This window comes from Azoarcus sp. CIB (genome assembly GCF_001190925.1).
In the GTDB taxonomy this organism is placed as follows: Bacteria; Pseudomonadota; Gammaproteobacteria; order Burkholderiales; family Rhodocyclaceae; genus Aromatoleum.
On record NZ_CP011072.1, the window covers coordinates 1924807 to 1948100 of the forward strand.

General features: G+C 60.4%; 17 protein-coding genes and 1 pseudogene. 5 read left to right on the plus strand and 13 right to left on the minus strand.

The features are described from left to right. Positions 1 to 58: 58 nt before the first annotated feature. On the minus strand, positions 59 to 517 hold the full coding sequence (locus tag AzCIB_RS08555; RefSeq protein WP_198149647.1) for a hypothetical protein: 459 nt from the start codon (positions 515 to 517) through the stop codon (positions 59 to 61). Positions 518 to 926: 409 nt separating this feature from the next. Beyond that, positions 927 to 1349: a hypothetical protein gene (locus tag AzCIB_RS08560; protein WP_050415503.1), complete on the minus strand. Its 423-nt coding sequence runs from the start codon at positions 1347 to 1349 to the stop codon at positions 927 to 929. A gap of 177 nt (positions 1350 to 1526) precedes the next feature. Between AzCIB_RS08560 and AzCIB_RS08565 the strand changes: the two genes are divergently transcribed. The 3 genes and pseudogenes from AzCIB_RS08565 to AzCIB_RS23720 all read left to right on the plus strand — a co-directional run. Beyond that, the gene (locus tag AzCIB_RS08565) at positions 1527 to 2207 is read left to right on the plus strand and encodes a heavy metal response regulator transcription factor (RefSeq protein ID WP_050415504.1); all 681 of its coding nucleotides are present in this window, start codon (positions 1527 to 1529) and stop codon (positions 2205 to 2207) included. Continuing rightward, the gene (locus AzCIB_RS08570) at positions 2204 to 3619 is read left to right on the plus strand and encodes a heavy metal sensor histidine kinase (protein ID WP_050415505.1); all 1416 of its coding nucleotides are present in this window, start codon (positions 2204 to 2206) and stop codon (positions 3617 to 3619) included. Before AzCIB_RS08565 ends, AzCIB_RS08570 begins: the two co-directional genes overlap by 4 nt. A gap of 34 nt (positions 3620 to 3653) precedes the next feature. Then, a pseudogene (locus AzCIB_RS23720) lies at positions 3654 to 4046 on the plus strand (DUF411 domain-containing protein); the annotation flags it as partial. Between the two features lie 15 nt (positions 4047 to 4061). On the opposite strand, the gene AzCIB_RS08575 reads toward AzCIB_RS23720, so the two are convergent. Next, the gene (locus tag AzCIB_RS08575; RefSeq protein ID WP_083446821.1) at positions 4062 to 5192 is read right to left on the minus strand and encodes an ISAs1 family transposase; all 1131 of its coding nucleotides are present in this window, start codon (positions 5190 to 5192) and stop codon (positions 4062 to 4064) included. 578 nt (positions 5193 to 5770) lie between these two features. Here AzCIB_RS08575 and AzCIB_RS08585 point away from each other — a divergent pair. Further along, a complete protein-coding gene (locus AzCIB_RS08585) occupies positions 5771 to 7027 on the plus strand; it encodes a type II restriction enzyme NmeDI-related protein (protein ID WP_050415507.1) in 1257 nt (418 codons plus the stop codon). 194 nt (positions 7028 to 7221) lie between these two features. On the opposite strand, the gene AzCIB_RS08590 is transcribed toward AzCIB_RS08585, so the two are convergent. Further along, positions 7222 to 8787 carry a hypothetical protein gene (locus AzCIB_RS08590; protein ID WP_050415508.1) on the minus strand — a complete coding sequence of 522 codons (1566 nt, stop codon included), beginning with the start codon at positions 8785 to 8787 and terminating at the stop codon, positions 7222 to 7224. Positions 8788 to 9070: 283 nt separating this feature from the next. On the opposite strand from AzCIB_RS08590, the gene AzCIB_RS08595 reads away from it, so the two are divergent. Then, complete coding sequence (locus tag AzCIB_RS08595; RefSeq protein WP_157058461.1) at positions 9071 to 9259, plus strand: hypothetical protein; 189 nt, start codon at positions 9071 to 9073, stop codon at positions 9257 to 9259. Between the two features lie 324 nt (positions 9260 to 9583). On the opposite strand, the gene AzCIB_RS08600 is transcribed toward AzCIB_RS08595, so the two are convergent. The 9 genes from AzCIB_RS08600 to AzCIB_RS08635 form a co-directional block, all read right to left on the minus strand. Continuing rightward, positions 9584 to 12961, minus strand: a complete 3378-nt coding sequence (locus AzCIB_RS08600; protein ID WP_157058462.1) for an iron-sulfur cluster assembly scaffold protein — start codon at positions 12959 to 12961, stop codon at positions 9584 to 9586. After that, positions 12958 to 15078 carry a trypsin-like serine peptidase gene (locus AzCIB_RS08605; RefSeq protein WP_050415511.1) on the minus strand — a complete coding sequence of 707 codons (2121 nt, stop codon included), beginning with the start codon at positions 15076 to 15078 and terminating at the stop codon, positions 12958 to 12960. The genes AzCIB_RS08600 and AzCIB_RS08605 overlap by 4 nt, the downstream gene beginning before the upstream one ends. Before the next feature lie 11 nt (positions 15079 to 15089). Further along, positions 15090 to 16220, minus strand: coding sequence for a trypsin-like serine peptidase (locus AzCIB_RS08610; RefSeq protein WP_050415512.1), 1131 nt, complete (start codon positions 16218 to 16220; stop codon positions 15090 to 15092). Then, on the minus strand, positions 16217 to 16402 hold the full coding sequence (locus AzCIB_RS08615) for a hypothetical protein (protein WP_050415513.1): 186 nt from the start codon (positions 16400 to 16402) through the stop codon (positions 16217 to 16219). Before AzCIB_RS08615 ends, AzCIB_RS08610 begins: the two co-directional genes overlap by 4 nt. 108 nt (positions 16403 to 16510) lie before the next feature. Next, a complete protein-coding gene (locus tag AzCIB_RS08620; protein ID WP_050415514.1) occupies positions 16511 to 17410 on the minus strand; it encodes a trypsin-like serine peptidase in 900 nt (299 codons plus the stop codon). Between the two features lie 146 nt (positions 17411 to 17556). Further along, a complete protein-coding gene (locus tag AzCIB_RS08625; protein ID WP_050415515.1) occupies positions 17557 to 19599 on the minus strand; it encodes a DNA/RNA non-specific endonuclease in 2043 nt (680 codons plus the stop codon). A 30-nt stretch (positions 19600 to 19629) separates the two neighbouring features. Further along, positions 19630 to 20652: a hypothetical protein gene (locus tag AzCIB_RS08630; RefSeq protein ID WP_050415516.1), complete on the minus strand. Its 1023-nt coding sequence runs from the start codon at positions 20650 to 20652 to the stop codon at positions 19630 to 19632. Positions 20653 to 21023: 371 nt separating this feature from the next. Next, the gene (locus tag AzCIB_RS24165) at positions 21024 to 22136 is read right to left on the minus strand and encodes a hypothetical protein (protein WP_157058463.1); all 1113 of its coding nucleotides are present in this window, start codon (positions 22134 to 22136) and stop codon (positions 21024 to 21026) included. Between the two features lie 331 nt (positions 22137 to 22467). Beyond that, positions 22468 to 23076 (minus strand): M15 family metallopeptidase, encoded by a 609-nt coding sequence (locus AzCIB_RS08635; protein WP_050415517.1) that lies wholly within the window; start codon positions 23074 to 23076, stop codon positions 22468 to 22470. Between the last annotated feature and the right edge of the window lie 218 nt (positions 23077 to 23294).

The following is a 23294-nucleotide window of genomic DNA, read 5'->3' on the forward strand; positions in this document are numbered from 1 at the left end:
GGCACACGTCAGTTACAAGCGCCAAGACCGACGCCGAGGCCCGCAAGCGGATTTCCCGTTATTTCAGCTCGGCGCGGTCGAGACGCGCAGGTAGGAGCAGCACGTCAAGCAGCGAGAAGCTCAACGCTCGGCCAAGCTCGAGTTCGCGCTCGCCGCCTCCTGAACGCAGCAGACGCTCGAAGCTAAACACCAGGTTGGGGACGCGCGCTGCGCGCGTAGTATCGGCTGATGCCGCTGCCGCTTCCGCTTCCGCTTCCGCGAGCATCATCTGAAACGCCGGACTATAGTTGAGCGCTATCCGGACGGCATCATCCTTACGCAACGGCTGAGCCTGCAGGCGAGCGACTTCCGCCTCCACCTCGACGCGATCAGAATCGCGACGCAACCATTGCGGCGCGCTTCCAGCATGTTCCTGACTGAATCGCGCTACCGCCTCGTAAATACTGTCAATTTCGGCCGTTGCGCAGCCCGTCAGGATGCCAGCGGAAACCAAGACAAAAGACGTGGCGGCCTTCACCTCATATCCTCCGTCCTTCCACCCTGTGGCGCCGCATTGTTCGAAATCGGCGTATTGCCGCGATTACCGTGACGGCCCTCCTCTCTACCCACTTCATCGTTGACCTCACGCCATGGACGAAGACGCTCGTCCGCGCGGTAAGAACGGTAGTTTTCAAGCACGGAACGGAACGAGTGCACCTCAATTCCGGCATCCCCGCCTGTCGCAAATGTGGCGTCGCGCACGCAGGAGGATACTGGTGGCGAGGACTCGTTCGACGCCGCGGCTCGGCCTGTGTGAACTTGTAAGGCCAGACAGACGAGCGCCGCAGCGCTCCGCCACGAAATGGCGAAGCAACCACTCTTCATCGGGGATTTATTCTTTCTTGTGGCCTTAGCCCCGAGGAGCACTCCCAGAGGCAAACCTCCTCTTATTTCATGGGGTTCGTCGACTCGGCCTTCATGTGCATTTCCATCATCTGCTGCATCATGTCCATGCGCTTTTCCATCATTCGCATGTGGTCACGCGTCACGTCTGGCGCTTTGCCGCCCATCGGGCCAGCGGCCATTTGGCATTTATCTGGCATGTCACGCATCGCCAACTCCATGGCCCGCACCTGCTCTTCCATCAGGGCCATGCGACGCGCCGGGTCTTCCTCCGAACGGATCACTTTCATGCGCTGTTGGAGCGCGGGCATGCTGGCAGCGGGTCCTGTCGTGGCGGGTGTCACTTGCTCCACGTCGGGATGATGACTTTGGTGCTCCTCATTCGTCGGCGCTGCCGCAAACGTAACAGACATCGCAGCAGCGGAAGTCAACGCGAACACAACGCGCATCACCATAATCGGTTTCATATAACTACCTCCTTCGAAAGGATAGAAGCGATGCCCTCGGTACGGACCGACACATCGCCATGTTGCGACTCAGAAGGTGTCAGAAGTCTGTCTCCCGAATTACATCTTGGTAATCTCGTATTGAAGCCCGGTTTAGCGATGCAGAATGTCGTCGCATGAACGAGATAGAGGGCAACCATGAAGATCCTGATCGTTGAGGATGAGCCGAAAACCGGCGATTACCTGCAGCAGGGACTGGGCGAAGCCGGCTTTATTGTGGACCTCGCGCGCGACGGGCTGGATGGCCTGCATATGGCGCTCAATGGCGAGTACGACCTGATTGTGCTCGACGTAATGCTCCCCTCACTCGATGGCTGGGGCGTGCTTCGAACCGTCCGACGTAGCGGCAGTGAAACGCCGGTGCTGTTTCTTACTGCACGCGATCAGGTCGAGGATCGGGTACGTGGTCTCGAGCTCGGGGCCGACGACTATCTAGTGAAACCCTTTGCGTTCTCGGAACTGCTCGCGCGCGTGCGCACACTGCTACGTCGAGGAAAGACCAAGGAGCCTGAGGTGTTCAGGGTTGGGGACCTCGAACTTGATCTTCTGCGACGGCGAGTGACGCGTGCAGGCATAAAGATCGATCTCACAGCGAAGGAGTTCTCATTACTCGAACTGCTGTTGCGCAGGCAGGGCGAAGTGTTGCCGCGGTCATTGATTGCCTCGCAAGTGTGGGACATGAACTTCGACAGCGACACGAACGTCATCGAAGTCGCAGTTCGGCGGTTGCGTGCGAAAGTCGACGAACCCTTCGAACCAAAACTTATCCGTACCGTGCGTGGCATGGGCTACGTTCTGGAAGTGCCGGAGGCTCAGTGAAACTCCGATACCCTCTATCGCTCACCACACGACTTGCACTGCTCTTCGCACTGACGGCAGCGAGCTTTCTGATTGCCGTCGGCGTACTGCTCGGTCGTGCAGTCGAAGTGCACTTTGCGGAACTCGACGACCATGAATTGCGCGGAAAACTCGCGCTGATCGAAAATCTGCTCCAGCGGGCCGATTCGCCGTCCGCACGGGATATGCTGCCTCAACGACTCGACGACGCTTTCGTCGGCCATGATGGTATCGCGGCGTTCTTGCGCGATAAGGACGGGGTTGTAAGTTACGCAATCCATCCAAGCTCTTTTCTGACGGGAATCCTCGCCGGAGAAGCATTACCATCCGGCATCGCCAAATGGGAGAAGGATGGACACCACTATGCGGGACGTGAGCAGTCGCTGCGTATGCCGGGGGCCGACGGAACAACGACCTACATTCGCGCTGTGGTCGGACTGGATATCACCCACCATGCAACTTTTCTCGACGCAGCGCGGCTTCGCCTTTGGCTTGCCATCTCATTCGCGGCGGTAATGGCCGCCCTGCTCGGCTGGTGGGTCGCGCATGCGGGTCTCGCCCCCTTACGCCGAGTGACCGAGATCGCTCGCGGGGTGTCGGCTGAGCGTCTTAGCCAACGCTTGACGGAAGCCAAGGCGCCGGTTGAAGTGCGTGAACTCGTCGACGCCTTTAACGGCATGCTCAGCCGCCTCGAAGCTGCGTTTCAACGTCTATCCGACTTTTCGGCCGATATTGCCCATGAACTGCGGACCCCCATCTCGAATCTGATGACGCAAACGGCCGTTTCCCTGTCCCGACCGCGTACCGCCGACGAGTATCGTGAGGTCTTAACGTCAAACCTTGAAGAATATCAACGGATCGCGCGAATGGTTGCCGACATGCTGTTCCTGGCAAAAGCGGATAATGGGCGCCTGCCAGGCCCACACGAACTGGTGGCCTTGGCCGAGGAGGCGCGTGCGCTCGCGGAATTCTATGAAGCACTTGCCGAGGAACACGATGTCAGCGTGGTGGTACGAGGCGCAGCAACGGTCCACGGTGATCGCTTGATGCTGCGGCGCGCGATCTCAAATCTGCTATCGAATGCCCTGCGCCATTCCCGCGCGGGAAGCACTATCGAGATTGATGTCGCCGATGACGGCCCTCAAGTCATGCTCCGCGTCAAAAATCACGGCGATACGATTCCGGCGGACCAGCTATCACGCATTTTTGAACGTTTCCATCGTGCGAGCGCCGAGCGACATCATCACGGAGAGGGCGCCGGGCTCGGTCTGGCAATCACCCGTACGATCGTCGAGACACATGGCGGAACGGTAGACGTCGAATCCGCCGACGGCGTCACCGCATTTCGCATTCATTTGCCGCGCTTGATCCATGGCCAGACGAGCACAGAGTAGAGTTTGCCCAAGGTATTTGCCAGGAGTGACCGATATGACCATCAATGCACTGTTTCCGATCCGCGAGCGCGCATTGCTTGCCGCAACTGCGCTGTCCCTCACGTTCAGTCTGTCTCCTGCGCTTGCAGCAGGTGACGAAGTCATCGTTTACAAGGATCCGAATTGCGGCTGTTGCGGCAAATGGGCAGAGCATATGCGATCCCACGGCTTCAAGGTCAAGGAAATTGCCACGCCGAAAATGGGCGAGGTGAAACGCGAGGCCGGTATCCCGACGGCGCTTAGCTCGTGCCACACGACCAAGGTCGGTGGCTACGTCGTCGAAGGGCATGTGCCCGCTACGGATGTGAAGCGGCTGCTGGCAGTCAAGCCGAAGATCGTGGGCATTTCCGCGCCCGGAATGCCTCAAGGATCCCCGGGGATGGAGGGCAGGGCAATCGCACCTTCATGTCATAACCCCGAGCAACTCGGCGCGAAATTCATCGACGGTGGCAGCCAGCATGCGCTTCGATTTGATGCTCGCCTTGCGGGTCGTATTGAGCCGCAGCAGGTTCATCACGATGTGGCGGACGATGGCCAGGTTGTTGGCGGCATAACCGCTGCGCACCCGTGACTGATCCTCATTGAACTGCACATCCAGACACCAGTGAAGGCGATTCTCCACCTCCCAGTGACTGCGTACGGCCCGAGCGATGCGCTCGGCGTCGGCGGGCAGGCTGCTGATGTAGTAGGCGCGCTCGGTGCTGGTGCGATTGCCCACCGTGCGCACGCGCTCGACCACGGCAAAGCTGGCGATGTCCTGCCAGTCCTCGGCCTTGTAGAGCCGCTCGGTTGCATCAAAGGCCCAGCATCGCCTGACTTCGCTACGACCGTGGCCTGGATTCTTGGTCTCGTGCGTCGAACTCGGTGTCAGCGGTCCGTTCGGACCGATACCGGCAAACATGATCGAGTCGAGCAGCTTCGGATGGTTGTCCTTCACGCACAGCACGTAATGGGCGCCACGCTCGCGGATCGTGCGCGCGATCTTCGTCTGCGTGCCCATCGCGTCGATCGTCACCACGCAGCCCTCGAGCGCCAACTTGGCGAGCAATTCCGGGATCGCCGTGATCTCGTTGGATTTCTCGGCGGTCGCCGTCTGGCCCAACACAACACCCATACCGGCCACGAATGCGCTGACCAAGTGCAGCGGACTCGCCTGCGTCTTGGTCTTGCTGGCGGTTCGTCGGCTGGTCTTGCCATCGATTGCCACGACCGTGTCCTCGGCCAACGCGGGCACCACCATGCCAACCCAGCGCCGGAATGCAGATTCGAACTCATCGGGCGTGATCATGCCGAACACGCGACCGATCGTGTCATGGGACGGGATGCCATGCTCAAGCTTCATGAAGCCCCGCAGCCAGTCGATCTTGGCCTCGGCCCACAATTCGATGTCGACGAAGTCGTCCACGCCCGACAGCACCGCGCAAACCGCCACCGTGAGCAGTTCGGCAAGATCGTGGCGCTTGTGGCGCGCGCTGCGCGGATCGGAAATCGAGACGAACACCTGCGTCAGCGGCATGATGTTTCCTGCCTTCATGGGCGGCCCAAAAAGGTAGGAAACTACACAAATTATGCCGCTGTGAACAGGGGCTCGGTAAGGTCATGAAAGTTAACAATCTTTGGCATTCGCATATGCCAAGTCGGTGCGATTGCCCTGGGATGGAGGGGCCTTTCCCTGCTGACCGTTACGAAGTCGTCAGCTTCGACGAGAAGGGCGTGATCACCACATTCGCAAGGCACTGAACCGGGGGCAGACTCGGCGCTATCCCACACAGAGGTGCAAAGTGCCGGCCTGCCTGCCAGAGTGCCTTGCCCCCTCCTCGGCAGACCCACGAGCCAGACTGCTGCATCGCGCGTGAACACGGTTGGTGCAGGCGTTCTACATTCGCCGACAGGAGGAACCCATCGCCATCAACGGCGACGCGCGATCTTTGGCCGCCGGCATATGCTTTATGCCCATGCTCCGGACCTTTGCATTCTCGATGACAACTCAGGACGGCGTGGGCGGCGATGTGTCCGGGGGCCGGATGTGGGCAGCGCGCGCCCCAGATGGGCAGGATTGACCACCTCAATTTACGCTGTTAGAAACGATGCTTACGTTAATGAGGGGTCGTTATGCATGATGCTCTGTTGCCGATTGCGCAAGCTTACAAGGCCGATCCAGAATCGGTCTATAGCACTTGGTTCATCAGCAGCGAAGACCGGATCAAGGCGTTTCGCAGCATTCGCCGTGGTGTTGCAGCGGTCGTCGACGATATCAAGCATCAACGCTTCCCGAATGACTTCAAGGGATCGTCCTTGGAGTTCGTACTGGCGTGCATTTCAGAACAAAAACAGGTATTCGAAGGGGCCGCACATCCGTTCTACTGGAAGCCAAAATTGCGTATCCCCGACATCTACGAGAACGATCTCAACAAACAGGCATTTGGCGAGTTCCTCTATGCCTGTCTCGGAACTACCGATGTACGGGCGCTCGAAAGGGAGGTTCTGAAACTCGCCGTTAAGCGCATCAAAGGCTTGGGCCCAGCCGTCGCGAATATTCTGTACTTCCTGCATCCGACGCATTTCCCACCGTTCAACACGGCAATGCTGAACGGATTCAACGCGCTGTTTAGGACAAAGAAGAGACTCGGCTCGTGGGACAGCTATCTGGAAATGCGGGAGACAATCATCGTTGCCAACGCTGCACTGGGCATGCTCTCACGAGATCTGGGAGCATTCAGCGGCATGCTTTTCGAGATTGGCGTCGGACGGCTCGGAACGGCCGATGATGATTCGAGTGCCCTGACCATCGAACGTGAAAAAATCGAGCAGGTGCGTCGCAAGCGCCACGCCCAGGTCGAACAAGACATGGCGGAGGAGCGCCTGCATACGAAGGTCCAATATCAACTGATCGAACTGGGCCGCGCACTGGGCTATGACGTGCTGGTCGCCCGCAATGACCGCAGCGCCCTCTACAGCGGCCGCGCGCTGGGCTACAGTTGCCTGGAGTGTCTGCCAGACCTTGGGCTCCCACCAGAAGTGCACGCAACCGCAGAACTCATCGATGTCTTGTGGCTATACCCTGGCGAGCCGAGAATCGCGAGTGCCTTTGAAGTGGAGAAGAGTACGTCGATTTATTCGGGAATCCTACGCCTTGCCGACATGGCATTGTCGATTCCGGGCCGGCATGAGCATCTATATTTGGTTGCTCCGGCTGCACGCGAGAAGGAGATCGTCGTGCAACTCAAGCGCCCGATGTTCCAGCGTCACGAGGACTTCTCATTGAGTTATATCCTGTTCGAGGACCTTGACCAGCATTTCGAATCGCTGTGCAAGCTCGGCGAAGATCGGCGGATTCTCGAGCGCCTTGCGTGTCGCTGTGTCGCATGATGGATAATATTTGGAGGGACTTGCCGCTTGGCAGGAGCGCCCGTAGATTGAATTTCACAGCCACAACCACGCGGTTGACATTACCCCCGAACTTCTATTTCAGCAGCACCCGTTACGGTTTTTCGATGAACACGCTTCGATGACCGCTTCGCTTCAGGCACTTAAAGAGGCCGCCGGTCATTGTCCGCAGCGGCTCAACCGACTTCAAGCAAATCAACGCATCCCAGTGGCAATTCGCGGCTGACCACAGCGAGTGCCAGGTTGGCCTTCGCGACCAGCTCCAATGGCCTCAGGTTCTGGACATAGTACCCGTGCGTGATGCGGTCCATCCCGGCTCCAGCAAGCTTGGCTACAGTGCGCAGGCTGGCCGTGAGCGCTACGCTGTCGAGCCGGGCCCCGTGAAGAATAAGGTTACGCTGCCGGTAAAGCCGGTGAAACGACTCGCCGATCGCCTCCCGAATGGTCTGCAACTCGGGGCCGGGGTTGGCGAGCAGCTTCTTCAATCGAGCGGCAGCCGCTTGGTCCGTCACGCCGGGCATCTCCGGCATGCGTCCGTCGACGATCATCTTGGCCAGAATTCGAGAGCGCTCGCGATTGGTCTGTACTGCTGCAAGCTCCCGGCATTGGTCGGGATGCGTGCGCTGAACGCTATAGGACAATGCCGTAAGCTCAGCACGTGGAAAGGAGCAGGTGACTAACGTGGCGAGATTATCCGCGGCAGTCGCGCGGTCGTTTGGGTCCGCGAGCAAGCCCTCGATGGCACCCCAACCACCTGCAACCGCCGCCGGTGGAGAACTTCCCTCCAAGTGGGCCAGCAGTTCCAGTGCGGCGTCTACGCTCTGGCTCGCATCGGTGGAAAAAACGCGGTCCTCACGAAACAGTTCCTTCACGCCCACACCACGGGATGCCCCTTTCAAGGGTGCAGGCGTGGCGCTGCCTTTTACCCAGAGCATCGGAAAACAGTGCAGAGGCTCACCGGTGGCGATCAGGGCGCGAGCAGCGTAGCGATCAGACTCATTTCGTGCCGCCTGCGCCGCACCAAAGGCATCTCTGGCTTGCACCTTGAGTACCAACGCCACGGGGCAGCGCACCCCCGCCGTATCGAAGCCGTGATCCTTCAGCCACGTGGTGATGGCCGCACCCTGCAGCCACGAAGGGGGGGCACCATTGAGTAGTGCCGGGGTGGAAGTAAACGCCAGCAACACCTCAAACTCCCGTCGAGGGCTTGCCAACATCTCTGCCTGCAGGGCGTCGCAGAGCTGCGGCAGGGAGATGGGCTCCGGTGCCTTGAGCCGAGCCTTGATGAAGTCGTGTAGGTATTGACCGGCGAAGCCCGCATCCAGCAGGTATGCAGCAACACTGCGGGCGAAGTGTTCGACAGTGAACTTACCGGAAGCGACGGCCCTTCCCCATCGTGTCAGGTAGTCGGTCGAGACGCGAGCGGAGAGTTCCCGAATCCCGAAATGGGCCGCCCCATCGGCGCGCGGCACTTGCTGCACCTGCAGACGAAGAAACTGTTTCTCGGCTTCAGTAAAGGCAGGATGCACACCTACTCGCTTCTGAAGCGCGGACGCCATTCGTTTGATCGCAGCTTCGCTCAAATGCCCTTGCCGCATGGCCGCACAGGCCTCATACAGTTCTTCCATGGCCAACACGACGCCAATGCCCCACAGGGATCGGTACCAAGGCTTCTGCTCCGAGAGAAACTCCAGGAGTCTTACGGCAGCGGTTTTCTCGAGCGGATTGACAAATGTGAGCATGCGGCTTATTGTGCCTCATCTGCCAGCAAAACGATGGCTCACCGTCTACGCGGGGCGCGACCCAAGCGGAAGCGGCAGTTCAACTGCTTAATCCAAACGGCTCAAGCCCCCATTTCTTAAAGGCCCTGCAGCGCAGGGCCTTTTCCTTTGGTGGGCCCAGCATGGGCGCCCTCCTGCGGGGGCAAGGCCGGCCGTAAGTTGATCCCCAAGGGATGATGGCGAACTTCACCTGCTCGCCTGGTTAAATGCATAAGGCTTACAGCCTCATGTCCGCGTGCTGGGGTTGACTGCCGACAAGGCAGCTATCGTGGCGACAGGACGGCTGGGCAGTCTCGACTCCCTGGTCTCGCTGGAGCACCTCGCACAAACTTCGGGGGGCGCCCGGCAGCAAGTCAGCCGCCTGAAGGATCACTATCGCAACGGCTGGCTCGACGAAATCAAGGTTAAGGTCGGATTTTGGATGATTCCCTAGCCGGCAACACACTCACGAAAGTGAAGTCCTCTCCCCCTTCGGTCAGTTCCTGCGCACCCGCCTTTCTTGACATTATCCCGCGAACGTCCGCAGCCCCCAACTAGCCGACACTCCCCAATCGGCTTTGATTGACCGAGCGCGACCATCGCAGACATTGGATATCCTGGCTCGGTCGATCCAAAGCTGATGCTCGCGGATCTTGAACTCGGCCGCGGTGTCGTGCCTTGCTCAGAGGCTTTGAGACCGATGGGCGCGTAGTCGGTGTATCGACGTCGCTTATGCATCTGGCGAAAGAGAGGCCGCTAATCGCCCTTGTTTGAGTGTTCACCGTCGCCGTAAAGGCTGCAGCCCGTCGATCATTGCCACCCAGTCCTCGAACGCCTGCGATAGCGCGATGAAATCCTGCGCCGCTTGCGAAGCCTTGCGATCGCCCAGCAGATTTGCGTAAGCCTCGACGGCTCCGTGAAGACTGGCCGCCTCATCGGCTAACGACAGGATGGCGCGGCCGTCAGCTTTCTGCTTTGCCTTACGTGCCCGCTCGCCGCTGCCGACGTATCTTTCGATCGTTGACCACCAACCGATGCGCGTGGGGACATCGCCGTCAAATGCTCGGGTGAGGGCGTTGCCCAAGGGTTCAAGCCAGTCCGGATGCTTGCATGCCAGAACGCGGAGCGCTTGGTCGGCCGAGTGAGGGGGGCCAGACAATAGGCAACCGCGAACGACGGCGGCAATCTCGCGTGTGATCTCGACATCGGCGATGACGAAGTCGCCCCTAAATTGGAGAAGCCGCTCTTTGAGCTTGTTGCCGCGCGCCATGATGTCGCGGTAATCCTTGGGAGCGGCCGCCTGCGAAGTGGCCTGGAGCCCCCGCCGCTTGTTCGACTGGTCGGTGAATAAGTCGAAGAAGGCGTCCGCCTCACGACGACTGAAGGTGGCGAAGTGATTGTCGAGATCGACGCGCTTCAGTATGGGTCGGTCGGACGCCGTCTCGAAGAACGAGAGGATACGTAGCGCATCGCTACCCGCTGCCGCGTCGGGCAGGCGCGTGCCGCTGCGCGCGAAGTCGCTCGCGCGCTCCATCACCGGCTGCAAGTTCACCACGAACTTGCGCCGTTCACCACATGCCATGAGCGTCGCGAAGTCCCACGCGATCTCCGGGATGTCCATGACGGCCGCAGGCGAGAGGCCCATCCGGGAAAAGCGTTCGATCGGTTCGGCGAGCAGTTTGTCAGCCTTCGAGTCTCGTGTCGCCCAGCGCAACACGAAGCGAAGGGAGCGTAGCGTCGGTGGGTCCAGACGCGCAACGTCATCGAGCCTGACTTGCGCCAGCATCTCGATGGCGGCCTCGATCTCCTTGTTCCGCGCCGCTCGACCAGACCCCGCATCCCGCAGTCGACTCCATCGGCCCGTGCGATAGACCGCTTCTAGGCGAAGCCCGCGCGAATCCGACGACTCTTCCACGGTCGGATTGGTATCAAGCAGCCTCAGGAAAGCTTCGGCGCCGAGACGCCGCAGCAAGCTCGGGCCCGATGTCATCAGCAGCGAAGTGAGAATCGAGAAAGAGAAGGCAGCGAGCGTGGCAAAGGGAACGCTGCGGCCGAGCTTCGCCTTGAGGTAGCTCTGCGCGGGCTCCGACAGGTCATCGACCGCACTCGCCAAGGGACGCGCCATCGAGGGCGTCCACAGCGCGTCTACTTCCTCGAGTGAGGCACGTGCCCCGAGCAGCATGTGGTAGATAGTCTCCGCGCGTGCGGTTTCGTCCTGCTCAGCGCGCGCGCGGAACCTTTCCAGCGCGCGCTCGTTGGCAATATCGAACCTCCGCCTGTCCTTGCCGCGCATGAGCTCAAGCATCGCGCGCCGCACTTCCGGCCGATGCCTCAGTACGGAGCCTTGCCGTGTGACGAGCCATCGCTCGTTCTGGAGTCGGCGGAAGAGCTCGTACTCGGCGCCCTCCGCCAGCGGATTCTCATCATCGCAAAGGCCGCTGACCGGCGCCATGACTTCGCGAATGATTTCCGGTGTGATCGTGCGCACGACGAGCCCTGGTTCGGCGAGCTTTCGCACGTCCTTGTCGTTGATGTGCCCGATCATGCGCCGGGTCAGGATGCCGGTAATACGCAGCGCAACGAGCTCGGCGCCGTTATCGTCTTCACTTTGCGTGGCGGCGTCGATCTCCCGGTCAATGCCTTCGGTGAGGCTAGCCAGCAGTGACGCACGTTGCTCCGGCTTCCGCCCCTTCAACCAATTCGTAACGACGATGACGTCCAGCGGGCTGTTGCGCAGCGCAGGCGCGAGTGCCGCGATGTGCGCTGGCGTGAGATCCAGCGCTTCGGTCTTGCTGCGGCGGCGCAAGAGCTCACCTGTTTCTTTCAGTGACAGTTGCCTGAGATCGACGGGTTTCTGCGGCGTGTCGATATCCGCGAGGTCACCGCGTCCGGCGATCACCAGGCGCAAATTGCTCCACTCGCGCATCGCCGGCATGCGCAGCGCGTTGATCAGCGCGTTCACGCCTGCTACCGCCTCTTCGTCGTATTGCACGATCTCGTACGTATCGAAGACGATCAGCACAGGTGCTCTGCCACCGTTGACCTTCTCGACGATGGAACGCAGGCTTTCGCAGTAGCTGGAGAGCTCCGAGCCAGTGGCGGACTCTCGCTGGCGCCGGGTGAAGTTCCTGGCCTGGTTGTCGATGGTCTGACGAAGATCGCCTCGGAACCTGCTGAGGTCAGGCTCTGCCAAGGGCAAGCACAGGCCCAGCTGCACCGCAATCTCGATCAGGAGCTGCAGCGGCTGCCGGGGCGCCAGCGCCGCGCGGTCGAAGTCGAGATAGGCGAATGGCAGGTCGACGCCAGCGAACAGGGCATGGTCGAGCACGAACTTGCCAATCAGTGTCGACTTGCCCATGCCTCCGATGCCGCGCACGAGCAGCGGCTGATTGGCATCCGTGAAGGTGACCGTCGACCACAGCGAATCGAATGTCCGCGTCACGTAGTGCTTGAGCTCCTCCGGCTCGCGCAGCCCGACGTAGGCACGCAGCCGCTCGGTCTGCGCCCCGCGTCCTACGACGCGGTCCTCGCTGCCGTCCGGGCCGGCCTTTACCTTGCGGCCGACCAGCAGGCGGAACGGGTCCAGGATCCCGCGTTGAGCGAGAAGGCGCCGCACGTCGAGCGCGCGTGGAAGCTCCGCGAGGCCCGAGCCCTCCAGCCACTCCGCGACGGTGGCCAGCTGCTCCAGTTCCTCGAGCTCCATGAGGTCGAGGTCCAGGCGCTCGCCCGCGAGCACGCGGCGAAGCAGCGGGCCCTCGCGGTCGCGCGAGTCCGGCGTATCCACGGCCCCGCTGACTGGGGATAGCAGGTTGCTGATGCGCGCCTGCATGAGGATGTCGCGCCGCGCTTCCGGCCGCAATTGCCAGACCCGCTGCGATCCGGTGCTTAACACGTCGGAAACCGCGATGATCTCGGCGATCGACGATTTGTGGGCGTCGACGTCGGGCGTCAGGTCGGACGGCAGGAAACAGCCTCGCATCGCCGCGGCCACTGCCAGCGGCGTCACGGGCGGGGCTGCCTCCATCGTTTTGGGCTGCGTGTTCACCAAGGACGCGCTTTGTGCATCGATTGCGCTGATGAAGCCCTCGGTGTCGAAGCCGGCCTTGCGCAGCCTGGCGGTCACCTCCTCCACTGATGATTCAGGCTTGGCCGTCATGCTATGCCTGCCGTTTTGAAGAGCTTTCGCATGGCATCGATGATTGCCCCACCGAGGACGCGGATGCGTGTCGCCGGATCGCGGACGGCCGCCCCCTGCCTGAGCTCGACCAGGTCGTAAAAATCCTTGGCCACAGATTCGTCGAACTTGTCGGCTGCGCCTTCGCCCTCGAACGCGGTCTTGACGCATTCGATCCAGGCTTCGTCGTCGATTTCTTCCTGGGAAACGGTGTCGCGCCAGTACTCGATCGACCTCTCGCGCACGAAGTCCGGCACGTGGCCGATGACTAGCCACCGTAAGGACCGAAGACCCGGTCCCAGCGTCTGGTCGGTGTCGGTGATCGCCATCATACCTGCGAGCAACTCCTTCATCGCGCCTTCCGGCGGATATCGGTGAACGTTGTCGATCACGATCCAGAGCAGTTCGCGCAGCACGATCTTCTGCCCGGTGGCCGTCGCGGCCTCCCGCTCGTCCTCGCTGGCCGTCTCGGTGCGCGCCGTGCCGGCAGCCGCGGCCCGCTGCTCGAGCAGGTCGCCGAACCAATGCGGAAGGTCGTTCGCCCACCAGCGCGTACACTGCCGCTCGTCGTTCGGCCTAGGGGGCGCCGTGTCGAGCTTTGGCAGGTCGATGCCGATGCGCCGGCCGATCTCGCGCAGGAACGCATCGGGCGCCATCGAGCGCAGTTCCTTGGCCTCGAACTCGACGATGGAAACCGAGCGTCCTCGCGCCAATGCCTTCAACAACTCGGCGGAGAAGCTCTTTCCCGACTTGCCGACGGCCTTGACGTTCTCGGCGTCGTCCACAACGATCAGGCGTCGCTCGACGTCGGGCTGCATCAGGTCGAGGACCAGTTTCTTGAAGTCCCCGCGCCCGAGCACGGGGCGCGGCGCTGCAAGATCTGGCGACAGCGACCAGAGCTTGACGTCCGCGGGCGGCGGGTTGCGCGATGCGCTCGTCACGTCGGGTGGCAATGCGCTGATCACGTGGTCGATACGAACGCCCTGGTTGCACAGCTCGGTGTCGCCCTGGAAGTCCAGGGGCCTACCCGCGTTGTGAAAGGCGATGAGATCGAGGTTGCGGCCGAAGCAGGGTGAGCCGGACGAACCGTGATCGGCATTGGTGTCGTACCAGATACGCGTGGTGGTCGGGTCCTGTGCGCGAAACGTGTTCATCGCGAAGTTCTGCGGCAAGCCCTGCGGGTGCTGGAGTATCGTGATGAGTTCATCCCTCCTGAGCGACGGCACGGAGCCGTAGAGCTGCAGCCAGCCGCGCATCTTGCCGCCCCGTCGCGGGTCGGCCTTGATGCCGATGGGCGTGGCGAGGCGAATGACGGCGCAGTCCAGGTGCTTAGCGATGCTGGGTTCTCCGGCAAAGTCGTGCGTGCGCCCGTCCCGTCCGTCGGTGAAGCTCGACCACACGAGCCAGTCCGCGGCAGCGTCTACGACGGTGAATTCGGGCGGCGGCGCCTCGCGCACGAAGTTGCTGACGAGCGTCCGGTAGTCGAAGACGCAGCAAACATTCGGCGCGGAGCCCGCCTTCTGCTGGTCGCGCGTCTCGACGATGCCGCCCGTGACGACACCGGTCGGAATCTCGTCGATCAACCCGCGAACCACGTGCCGGGCGGTGAGCACGAGGTTGGGCGCGATGAGAAAACCTGTGCCGCGAATGCCCTTGTCGGCGAGTCCATCGTCGACCCAGATCGCGCAAACGCATGGCATGTTCGCCTTGAGCCACGTCGAGAAGTCCTCGGCATTGAAATAAGGCTTCACCTTGCTGTTGATCGTGTGCAGCTCGGCTTCGTTGACGTTGCCATCCGCATCCACGCCGACTGCGCCGTTCAGGATGTGTACCAGGTCGGAACTCGCACTGCTGCCCTGGTACAGCGCCGAGACGAACGCGTCGAGCTTGTCGCGATTGACGAGATCCGCAACCAGCGCCTCCCACAGCTTCAGCGAATCGTTGATGGCGTCCGGCGCGAGCTCTTCCACGTACCTGCGACGCCGCGCGGGCTCCATGTCCGACGGCAGCGTGGATTCGGCCGCGTCCATCACCGCGGTCCACGATGCATACCTGACGAGCAGCTTCGGAAACGCCTTGGGGGAAATGCTCGCAACCATTTTTGACGGGGTTAGATGCCCCACTCCTGCGCCAGATTCTTGACGATAACGGCATGCGCCTTGATCGCAGGGAAGAGCACGGCCTCATTACGCTCGCCGGGGTTTCCAAAGTAGTGAAGCCCCACGGCCAGGTAGCTGCCAAAGTCGATAACCGGGCTTCCGGACGAGCCGTTCGTTGTCGAGCAGTCGTGGGCGAGCGTGTTGCCCCCAAGGATCTGCCTGACCTTGCCAGGGCTCAGGCGCTTCGTTCCATCCAGGGGGCCGAACACGGTCGCCACGTTCGGATCGCTCTGGAGGTCGACGACAGGGTGCCCGACGGTGAACACGTTCGCCTTCTCCCAGACGGGCCGCTCGGCAAGGTCGATGTCGATCTTCGGGCGCCCTCCGAGCACAGACACGTCGTCGGCGATCCTGAACACGGCGATGTCCGGTACTTGCGAAGGCTCTACGTAGAGCACTTGCTCGATCGCGACCTCACTTGGGGGCTTGGTGGCATGCTCGAAGGAGAAATCCACGAAGCCTTTGACGTCCGACCGCAGCCTGTATCCCCTGCGCGAGTCATCAGCTGGTGCGTCCGGCTTCAGGCGCGCAAGCAGCACCCCGACGTGAGCGTTGGTGACAAGCGTGCGCGGTCCGATTAGCCATCCGGTACCGATAGGCTGGCGTTTGCCGTCGACCTCCAGCACGATGCAGCCGACCGCGCGACATACGGCCATCAATTTCGACTCGGCGGCCGTCGCCAGCCCTATCCACAAGCCGCTCGCCTCGAACGATGCCGTGTCGGGCAGGTTGTCCTCGACGAACCACGCGGGCCGGTCGGTCACGGAAATGACCGCCTCAAGGCCGGAAACCTCTTTGTCCGAGAGGTCGTCGACGTGCAACTCCGCGCGCGCGAGCTTGAGTGCAGTGTCGTGTCCGGCTTGCGCCAGTGCAACTGCTGTACCTGCCACGACGTCGGTCGCCATCTTCGGCGCCGCGGCGCCTATGCGTGCGGCCATGCGCGACGCGAGTTCGTCCGTGGACGGGAGTGCCGGCTGCGTTGCCGACTCGAGCGATGCTTCGCTGGCGCGTGCCAAGCACTTGGCAAAGTCCGCTGCTCGCTGCGCGCGCTCTTCGCGCGATTCCGGGTATCTGGCCTTCACTGCTCCTCCGTCCCTTTTGCGTCGAGGATCACTGCGTAGGTTGCATCCACTTCATCGCGCACTCTCACTTCCACGACTTGGCTCCCGCCATCGGGCAGGAAGAAGCGCAGCGACGTCTCACCTGGCGGCAGCCCAGCGCGCGCCGCGCCGTCCGGCCCGGTGACGTAGCCGATCTCCGGCATGGGCTCGGACGCGCGCTCAACGACGAACCGCGTTCCAGGAAGCTGCTCGCCGCTGGGGCCTCGCACAACGAGGGTGCACGCAAGTCGCGCCACGAACGGTCCGATGCCTCAGCTACCATCCGCCGCGAGCCATTCCTTGATCATCTGCACCATCTCCGGAATGAGCCGCGGTCCCGAATTCGCCCTGATCCCCCATGCGCCAGGCGTTCCTCCCACACCGTACGCATGAATGCCGATTGCAACCGGCTCGGCTTCCGGCGACGCTTGATGCCAGACGGGAGAACCGCTCTGTCCGCCATAGGTGTCGATGTCGTAGAAGACACGGTGCGCCGACGTTCGCAACACGCGATTGGCATGGAAGAACTGCTGCTCGCCGTCGCCACGGTCGCCGGGGTAGCCCGAGATGTTGAGCAATGCGCCTTCGAGATCCTGATCGGTCAGGGATGCGATCTTGAAATACCCTACCTCGTCACCGACCGGCTCGTCGAGGTGGATGCACCCGATGTCGTAGTCGGGGTCCGGCCGGCTCTGCCACACCGTGGTTGTCGAGAAGCGGGTTGCCGTTACCGTGCCATACGGTAATTTGGCGCCGTTGCGGCCCGGTGACACCTCGATGGATTCGATCCAGCCTCCGAAATCGCTTTCGCTGAACACGCAGTGGCCTGCGGTAAGCAGCGTCTTCGGGCCGATGAACCACCCGGTGCCGATGAATGACGAGGTCAATGGCAGCTTGGGCTTGAGACTGAGCGCCGCGATCATGCGCCAGGGCGGCTTGTCCGTGTCGCTGATTCGAACGCGTTCGTCAACTCCGATCACTGTTTCGGTGCCGGCGCGCATGAAGGGAGGGCGCATTCGCGAGCTGCTCTTGCCGATAACGATTAGATCGTCGGCGGCATTCGATTCGGAACTCGGCATACTGCCTTTGTGGCCGGTCGTCTCAGTCACGATGAATTTCGGTGCCGCTTCAGTCGGGGGCGGCGACGACGACCACTGGATCTGGGTTGACATAGGAGTGCTCCTTTGGTGAGGACAGCAGTTCGAGGCGTTTTCCTCGCAACCGCTTCAAACGTAACGATTCGCAGTTCACAGAACTATGCATCGGGAAGATGCCGACTTATTGAATGGGAACGGATGCGACTCGCGGAAGGCCACCATCATATAAACCTGATCTGTTCTGGAAAGAGCAGCGGTCCCGTGGGCACCCCGACACCTTCGCTCGACAGCGGATCAAAGGCGGCGAGAACGTCGAATGACAGCCCGGTTCGGGCTTCGATCATCGCGACCGGGACCTGGGTCGAGATGTTGAATTGCGGTGAGACAAAGTCGCCGAAGACGAACTCCGGAGGCTCTAGGTTGTTCTCCTGCGACATCTCATAGCCGGTGGCGCACAGCTCGCCGGTCTCGTCGTGCACGAAGGCGATCACCTTCCAGAACTTCACCGGGATCCGCACGCCGTACATTGTCGGATCGTTCTTCGTAAAGTAGGGCCCGGTGAACACTGAGATCTTCTGGTCGTCTTTACGCGCGTGCTGGAGGGCATAGTCCTCGAGCCCCAGCCAGATCGGCGCATTGAACGACTGCATCTGAGGCGTCACGTTGGTCACGTGCATCGAGTCGTCGGCACCGCGCTGAATCTCCGCGGCCGTGTCGCCCCAGGCCGGGTCCTCGCGACGGGTCATGTGCCCTCGGCTGAACTTGGGCGTGCTGCCGTAGCATTCCTTCATAATCTGCATCTCCTTCGGGATTCGCGGGTCGAAACGCCACGCGGCCCGTTTGCTCGACTTGGAACGCGCACCATTTATGTTGCAGGCACTGAAGAAGCACTGTCGGCGCTTTGCGTTCATGACGACCGAGAAGTGCTCGTAGGGGAGCACCGTCTTGCCGTTGCCCCACGTCAGAATTTCCGACTTGCCCTTGACCACCTTCGGGAGTTCGACGGCAAACTCGTTGCCGAGAAAAGAAGCGACGTAGCCCTTGCGATCCTCGTAGTCCTCGGGCCTGGCCGGCACCTCGATCTCGACCGGATCATCGATATCGTCTGCATCGTCCTGCCGCGCGGACACCGGGGGCGTGCGCGGTCGCGCCGACACGATTGCCATGGATTCGGCGCCGCCGATAGATACCGTCACCGTCAGCGGGATCGTGATGCTAGCGGCATGGGCGCGCGGCTCATTGTCGGGCGACGGAGTTGGCGCTGCTGTAATCGCCGCTGGAGCCGGACGGCGGGGCGGCCTGGGCGCCTCGCGCCCGCTCCCGAGCGAACCCGCGAGCAATGCATCCAGCCGCTCCTTGACGCGATCCGCTCGAACGGCGAAGTTGGTGCGCAGAAAGCTGCCGCTGAAGTGCAGCCCGAGCGCGTCGCCGCTCTTCAGGTCCACGACGACCGATCCCGAATTCCCACCGAGCGTCGTGCAGTTGTGCAGCACACGGTCCTGATCGACGTCGGTGATCGCGCCAGGCGCAAGGCGCTTCTTGTCAAAGACGTCGCCATAGATCCGCCTCATGAGGTCCGGCTCGGGGATACGGCTGTCGAACGCCGGGTAGCCGATGGTAGCGACACGAGGGTTCTTCGTCGGCGCCGACGCGGACAAAATTATCGGTTTGGCGACCGTGCCGGCGATCTGCTCCACCTCGAAGAAGGCGAGATCGAGCCCCGGACGCGACTCAATGTAGCTGATTCCTTTCACCTTGAACACATGCGTGTCGTCCCGCCCGATCTCCTGCAGTAGGTCGATCGAGGCGACGATGTCGCCGTCCGGTCCCGACTGCATGACGAAGCGGTCACCCTTGCCACGGGCAAACACTTCGGCGACATGGCGGTTAGTGACGAAATATCGCGGATGGACGAGCCAACCCGTTCCCACCCAGGAGAAGTCGGGATGTCCCGCCAACTCGATGCGCCCCACAGAGGGGATGACGCGTCCTAGGGCGCTCGCTGCGCCCTCAAGTCGCGATTTCCATAGCGGCACGTCCTGCGCGTCTTCGAACTCGAGCACTGCAGCGCATTTCTGGATGGCCAGGACCGGCCGTCTGCGACGCATGACGATTGATTCTCTTTCAATCGTCTGCTCGGGTGGGAGATTGACCTCGAACGCCTCGGTCGTGGCGCTTTCTGCATCCGCCATCTCCGGGTCGTCATCCAGCAAACTGGCATTGAATGCGCGCAGTTTCGAAGCTTGCTCGGGTGGTGTGGCCATGTCGTGTTCCCCCTTCTTGTGGACTTTCCCCTACACCGTCAGCTCTAAGTCGATGATCGCGCCCGGGGCGATCGTCTCCGGCCCCCAGACCCGACTCTCCACCGGTTGACCGTTCGCGTCGATTCCTCTCAGCTGCACTTGGCAGAGGCCGCCGGCCGGAACGGGATAACCTCCGGACGTCGGAAACCGGCTGGCGTCGCGGAGGAAGAGGCGGACGAACTTCGTGAGCCGAGTGCCGCCGGTGACGGTGCCGGCGATCGGCGATCGTGTCTCGGGAGCCGCCGGCGGAACGCCGATCAGCACATCCACCGGCCCTGTCGCTTGCTTGCGCAGCATCGTCACCGAGATCCAGCCTTCCGTCCGCGGCGGCTTAGGCGCGATATCCGCGTACGTGACAACCGAACGGAACCCCAGTGCCACAAAGATGTTGTTCACTGCGGCACTGCCACCGGCCATGATCAATGCCGTGATCAGGTAACCCTCGAAACCATGCTGAAACGGCGTCGCACGTGACGAGTAACAGTTCACCAAGTCGGTGACGATGTCCACGTCGAAGGACCAGACCAACAACAGTGCGAACACAGAACTGACCACTGTCTTGACGCCCCGGCCGTCGAAGTACACGAGAAATGGACGCCACCGAAAAAGTACCGCGAGCCCCGATTCCAGCAGCAGTGCCAACACGAACAACACGAATAGCAACTTGAACACCTGCTGATAGATGGCCCCGTCCCCTGGGATAACCGTGACCTCAACCGAATGTGACGTCGGATTGGTGAAGATAACCGACTCGGTGAAGGCCGCGTTGGTTTGGGGTGCGGTGTAGAGCAGCGTGAACTGCTTGGGCGTGGTCGCCGTTTCGGAGATGCTGGTCTTGCCACGCTTGGCATCGGTCGTGACCGCGATGGGAGCCGTCGATCCGGCCACCAATGCCGCCGACTGTCCCGCGCGGACCGTGTGTGCCTCCACCGGAGCCTGTGCCATTGCCGGTCGGGCAAGGGCGACAATGAATGCGGCGACAAGAATCACCAGTCGGCCAGGAAGGATCGTCATGTTCGGGTCCCTTCAATGCTACTTCCACCCCAAGAGCAGCACAGCACTCCCGCGGAGGAGTCAGGCTTCTCAGCCACGAACGGACAGCGCAGTTCTCGGGCAACTTTGGCTGCATCCTCAGCTTTCTGGATGTACGGTAGAACGGATGAGATGAAGCGAAGCTGCAAATCGCCACTGACTGCTCTTCGTCGATTGCACCGATAGCGCATAACAAATGCGAACCGTTTGCGGCACGTTCGTTACAACGCACGAACGACCGCTACGCGACGACTACTCCCAAAGGCAGGCACCGGCCCAGACTGAATACGAACCCCGGTTGGTAAGGGTAGATAGCGCGGGCGTTCGGCAGTGACGAACGGCTTAGTCAGCAGCTACCAAGCTTTATAAACATTGGCTTTTCGAACATCCACGGCGAGAACCGCGTATGGAATATCCTTGTAGGGGTAATTTCCTCCTGCGGCGTCATCCAAGTAGCGTGCTAGCGCTGCTTGATCGCCGGCAGGAACGGAATCGCCCGGAACCAAGTAGCCATAGCCAGCATGATACCGAGGTTTACTCGACATAATTTTGTTCAATTGGCCTGTTGGTACAAAAACGTAGAACCCTCGGTTCATGACGGGGAAGTCGACCAAATCTCCGGCCCCCAGCTTCAACTTTTCAAGCGCCGTTTTATTGAAAGCCCAACGCATTTCCTTTCCCTCAATGACCGCATCAGTATCGCCGTCTGCTCGAACTCTGTCGATTAACTGGTCAATGAACGCAACAGCAGGCAAGCCAATCGCGGGAAATCCGACCGTTGCGGTAAGCGCCAGTCCCTCTGGTGACTTGAACAGCGAAACGATTGATTTCCATACATTCTCAACAATCGAGAGCTTTCGATCTTGCAACACGTCAATCCTTAAATATCCCGCTCCACCAGGAAGTGATATGGCACGCCCCGCAAACGGTCTCGTTAAGTCGGCCTGAAGCTCTCCCGGTTTCAATGGTTTAGATTGCTCGCCATCCTTTGATTTTTTGTAGAGATCGAGACCTGCAGCGACAATCCAATGCAACGTATCCCTGCCTTCAAGAAATTTTCCATCTTGGCTAACTTGAATTCTGACTGTTCCACTTTGAACCCCAGTACCTGGAAGGTGTAGCGCTTCTAACTCAATTCGCATCTCCACATCTGGATTCTCCGAATCGCCTTCGATAGAAGGCTCGATCTTTTCACTTAGCGGAATCAAAAGTTGTTTGCTTTTCGGATCAAAATACAGGGCAAAAAACTGACGATCGTATGCGACACTTTCTCTAGAAATGCCGCCAACTGGAGTGGAAAGCCATTGTTCGTCTATGTAGTCGGATTCAATTTGTATTTCATGGTGTTCAGAGATTGATTGCTGCCCTCGAATAGTCGGCGCAGCGTGCACTTCACGCGAAGGCGCATCCTCTCGAATTGCTAGACCGTCAATTCGGTCGTTTCTACGAACAAAAGTCACTTTCATACGCCCTCCTTGAGATATATATTCTCAGCGAGAAAGTTGCGACAAGTTATATATTCAACAATGTAACACTCCGCAGCTTTCTGAGAAGTCACATATCTAACCATCCCCGCAATCCTCGAATTGCGGAATCGCAATCAGTTGAGCTTCTTGCGTGACCGAGAGGTTTAAGTTCCCCAAAGTGGACGATTGGTGGCTTGCTAACGACGTTTTTTGCACAACCTCAACACTCTAAGCGGCAATTGCCAGATCGGTGAAGCGGACGCTCAAGAACACTTCATTTCACCGGACACTGAAGGCAGACCGCTGGGAAGACAGGTTGGCCATTGCTATATTAGGCATAGACAGGTTGTCCAATATCCTTTCGAGAACGCAGTTCCGCCAGCATCTGCCTCTCCGTGAGATCCGACGCCCAGGTCGGCCGTAATTGAAAGTGGGGCTGATCAACAATGGTTTTCCACTTTCCGCCCCACTCAAGACCCAAATCCATTCCCAATGCGCCAACAGCTTTGTACTTCGGGGAATCTGGCAAGTACTTATTTCCCTCGAACACTCCAACATCAAATGCAATGCCAAAGTTGTGATTGGAATATCCCCCTCGAGCGTTCGTAACGACATCCCCAAGGGCAGTCCGTCCTTGCGCATACAGTGCATCTTGTTCCGAATAAGTTCTCAGTCCGCTGATGATCTTGATGGTAATGCCAACGGCCGACGCCTTCTGAACCAGTGCACGAGCGATTGGCTGTACCTCTGGCAAAAGTCTGGCGATTACCTTCTCGCTACGGCTATCCGTGGGCGCAATAGCCTCCGCTGGCTTCTGACCATTAATGTTCTTCTTGACGATGCGCTCATAGATCGCCCCCCAGGTCTGGGGACCAGCCTTACCGTCAACATCGACGCCGAGCTCTTGCTGAACTGCTGCGATCATTTCATCAATACGCATAGCTGTCTCCAGGATAGAGTGCGATGACTAATGACGCCGAATTCAGAAGCCTCCGCTCAGCCTGATTTTGAAGCGAGCAGCAAGTAACCGGCACCATTGCCGACCGATCTGGAGCACATCCTCAACGTCAGCTTATGTCGACCATTTGACCGACGGCCAACACCGCCGAGCGACCGGTTCCCGATCGCCTCTCCGCCATTCGTGCCCGTCCAATTTTC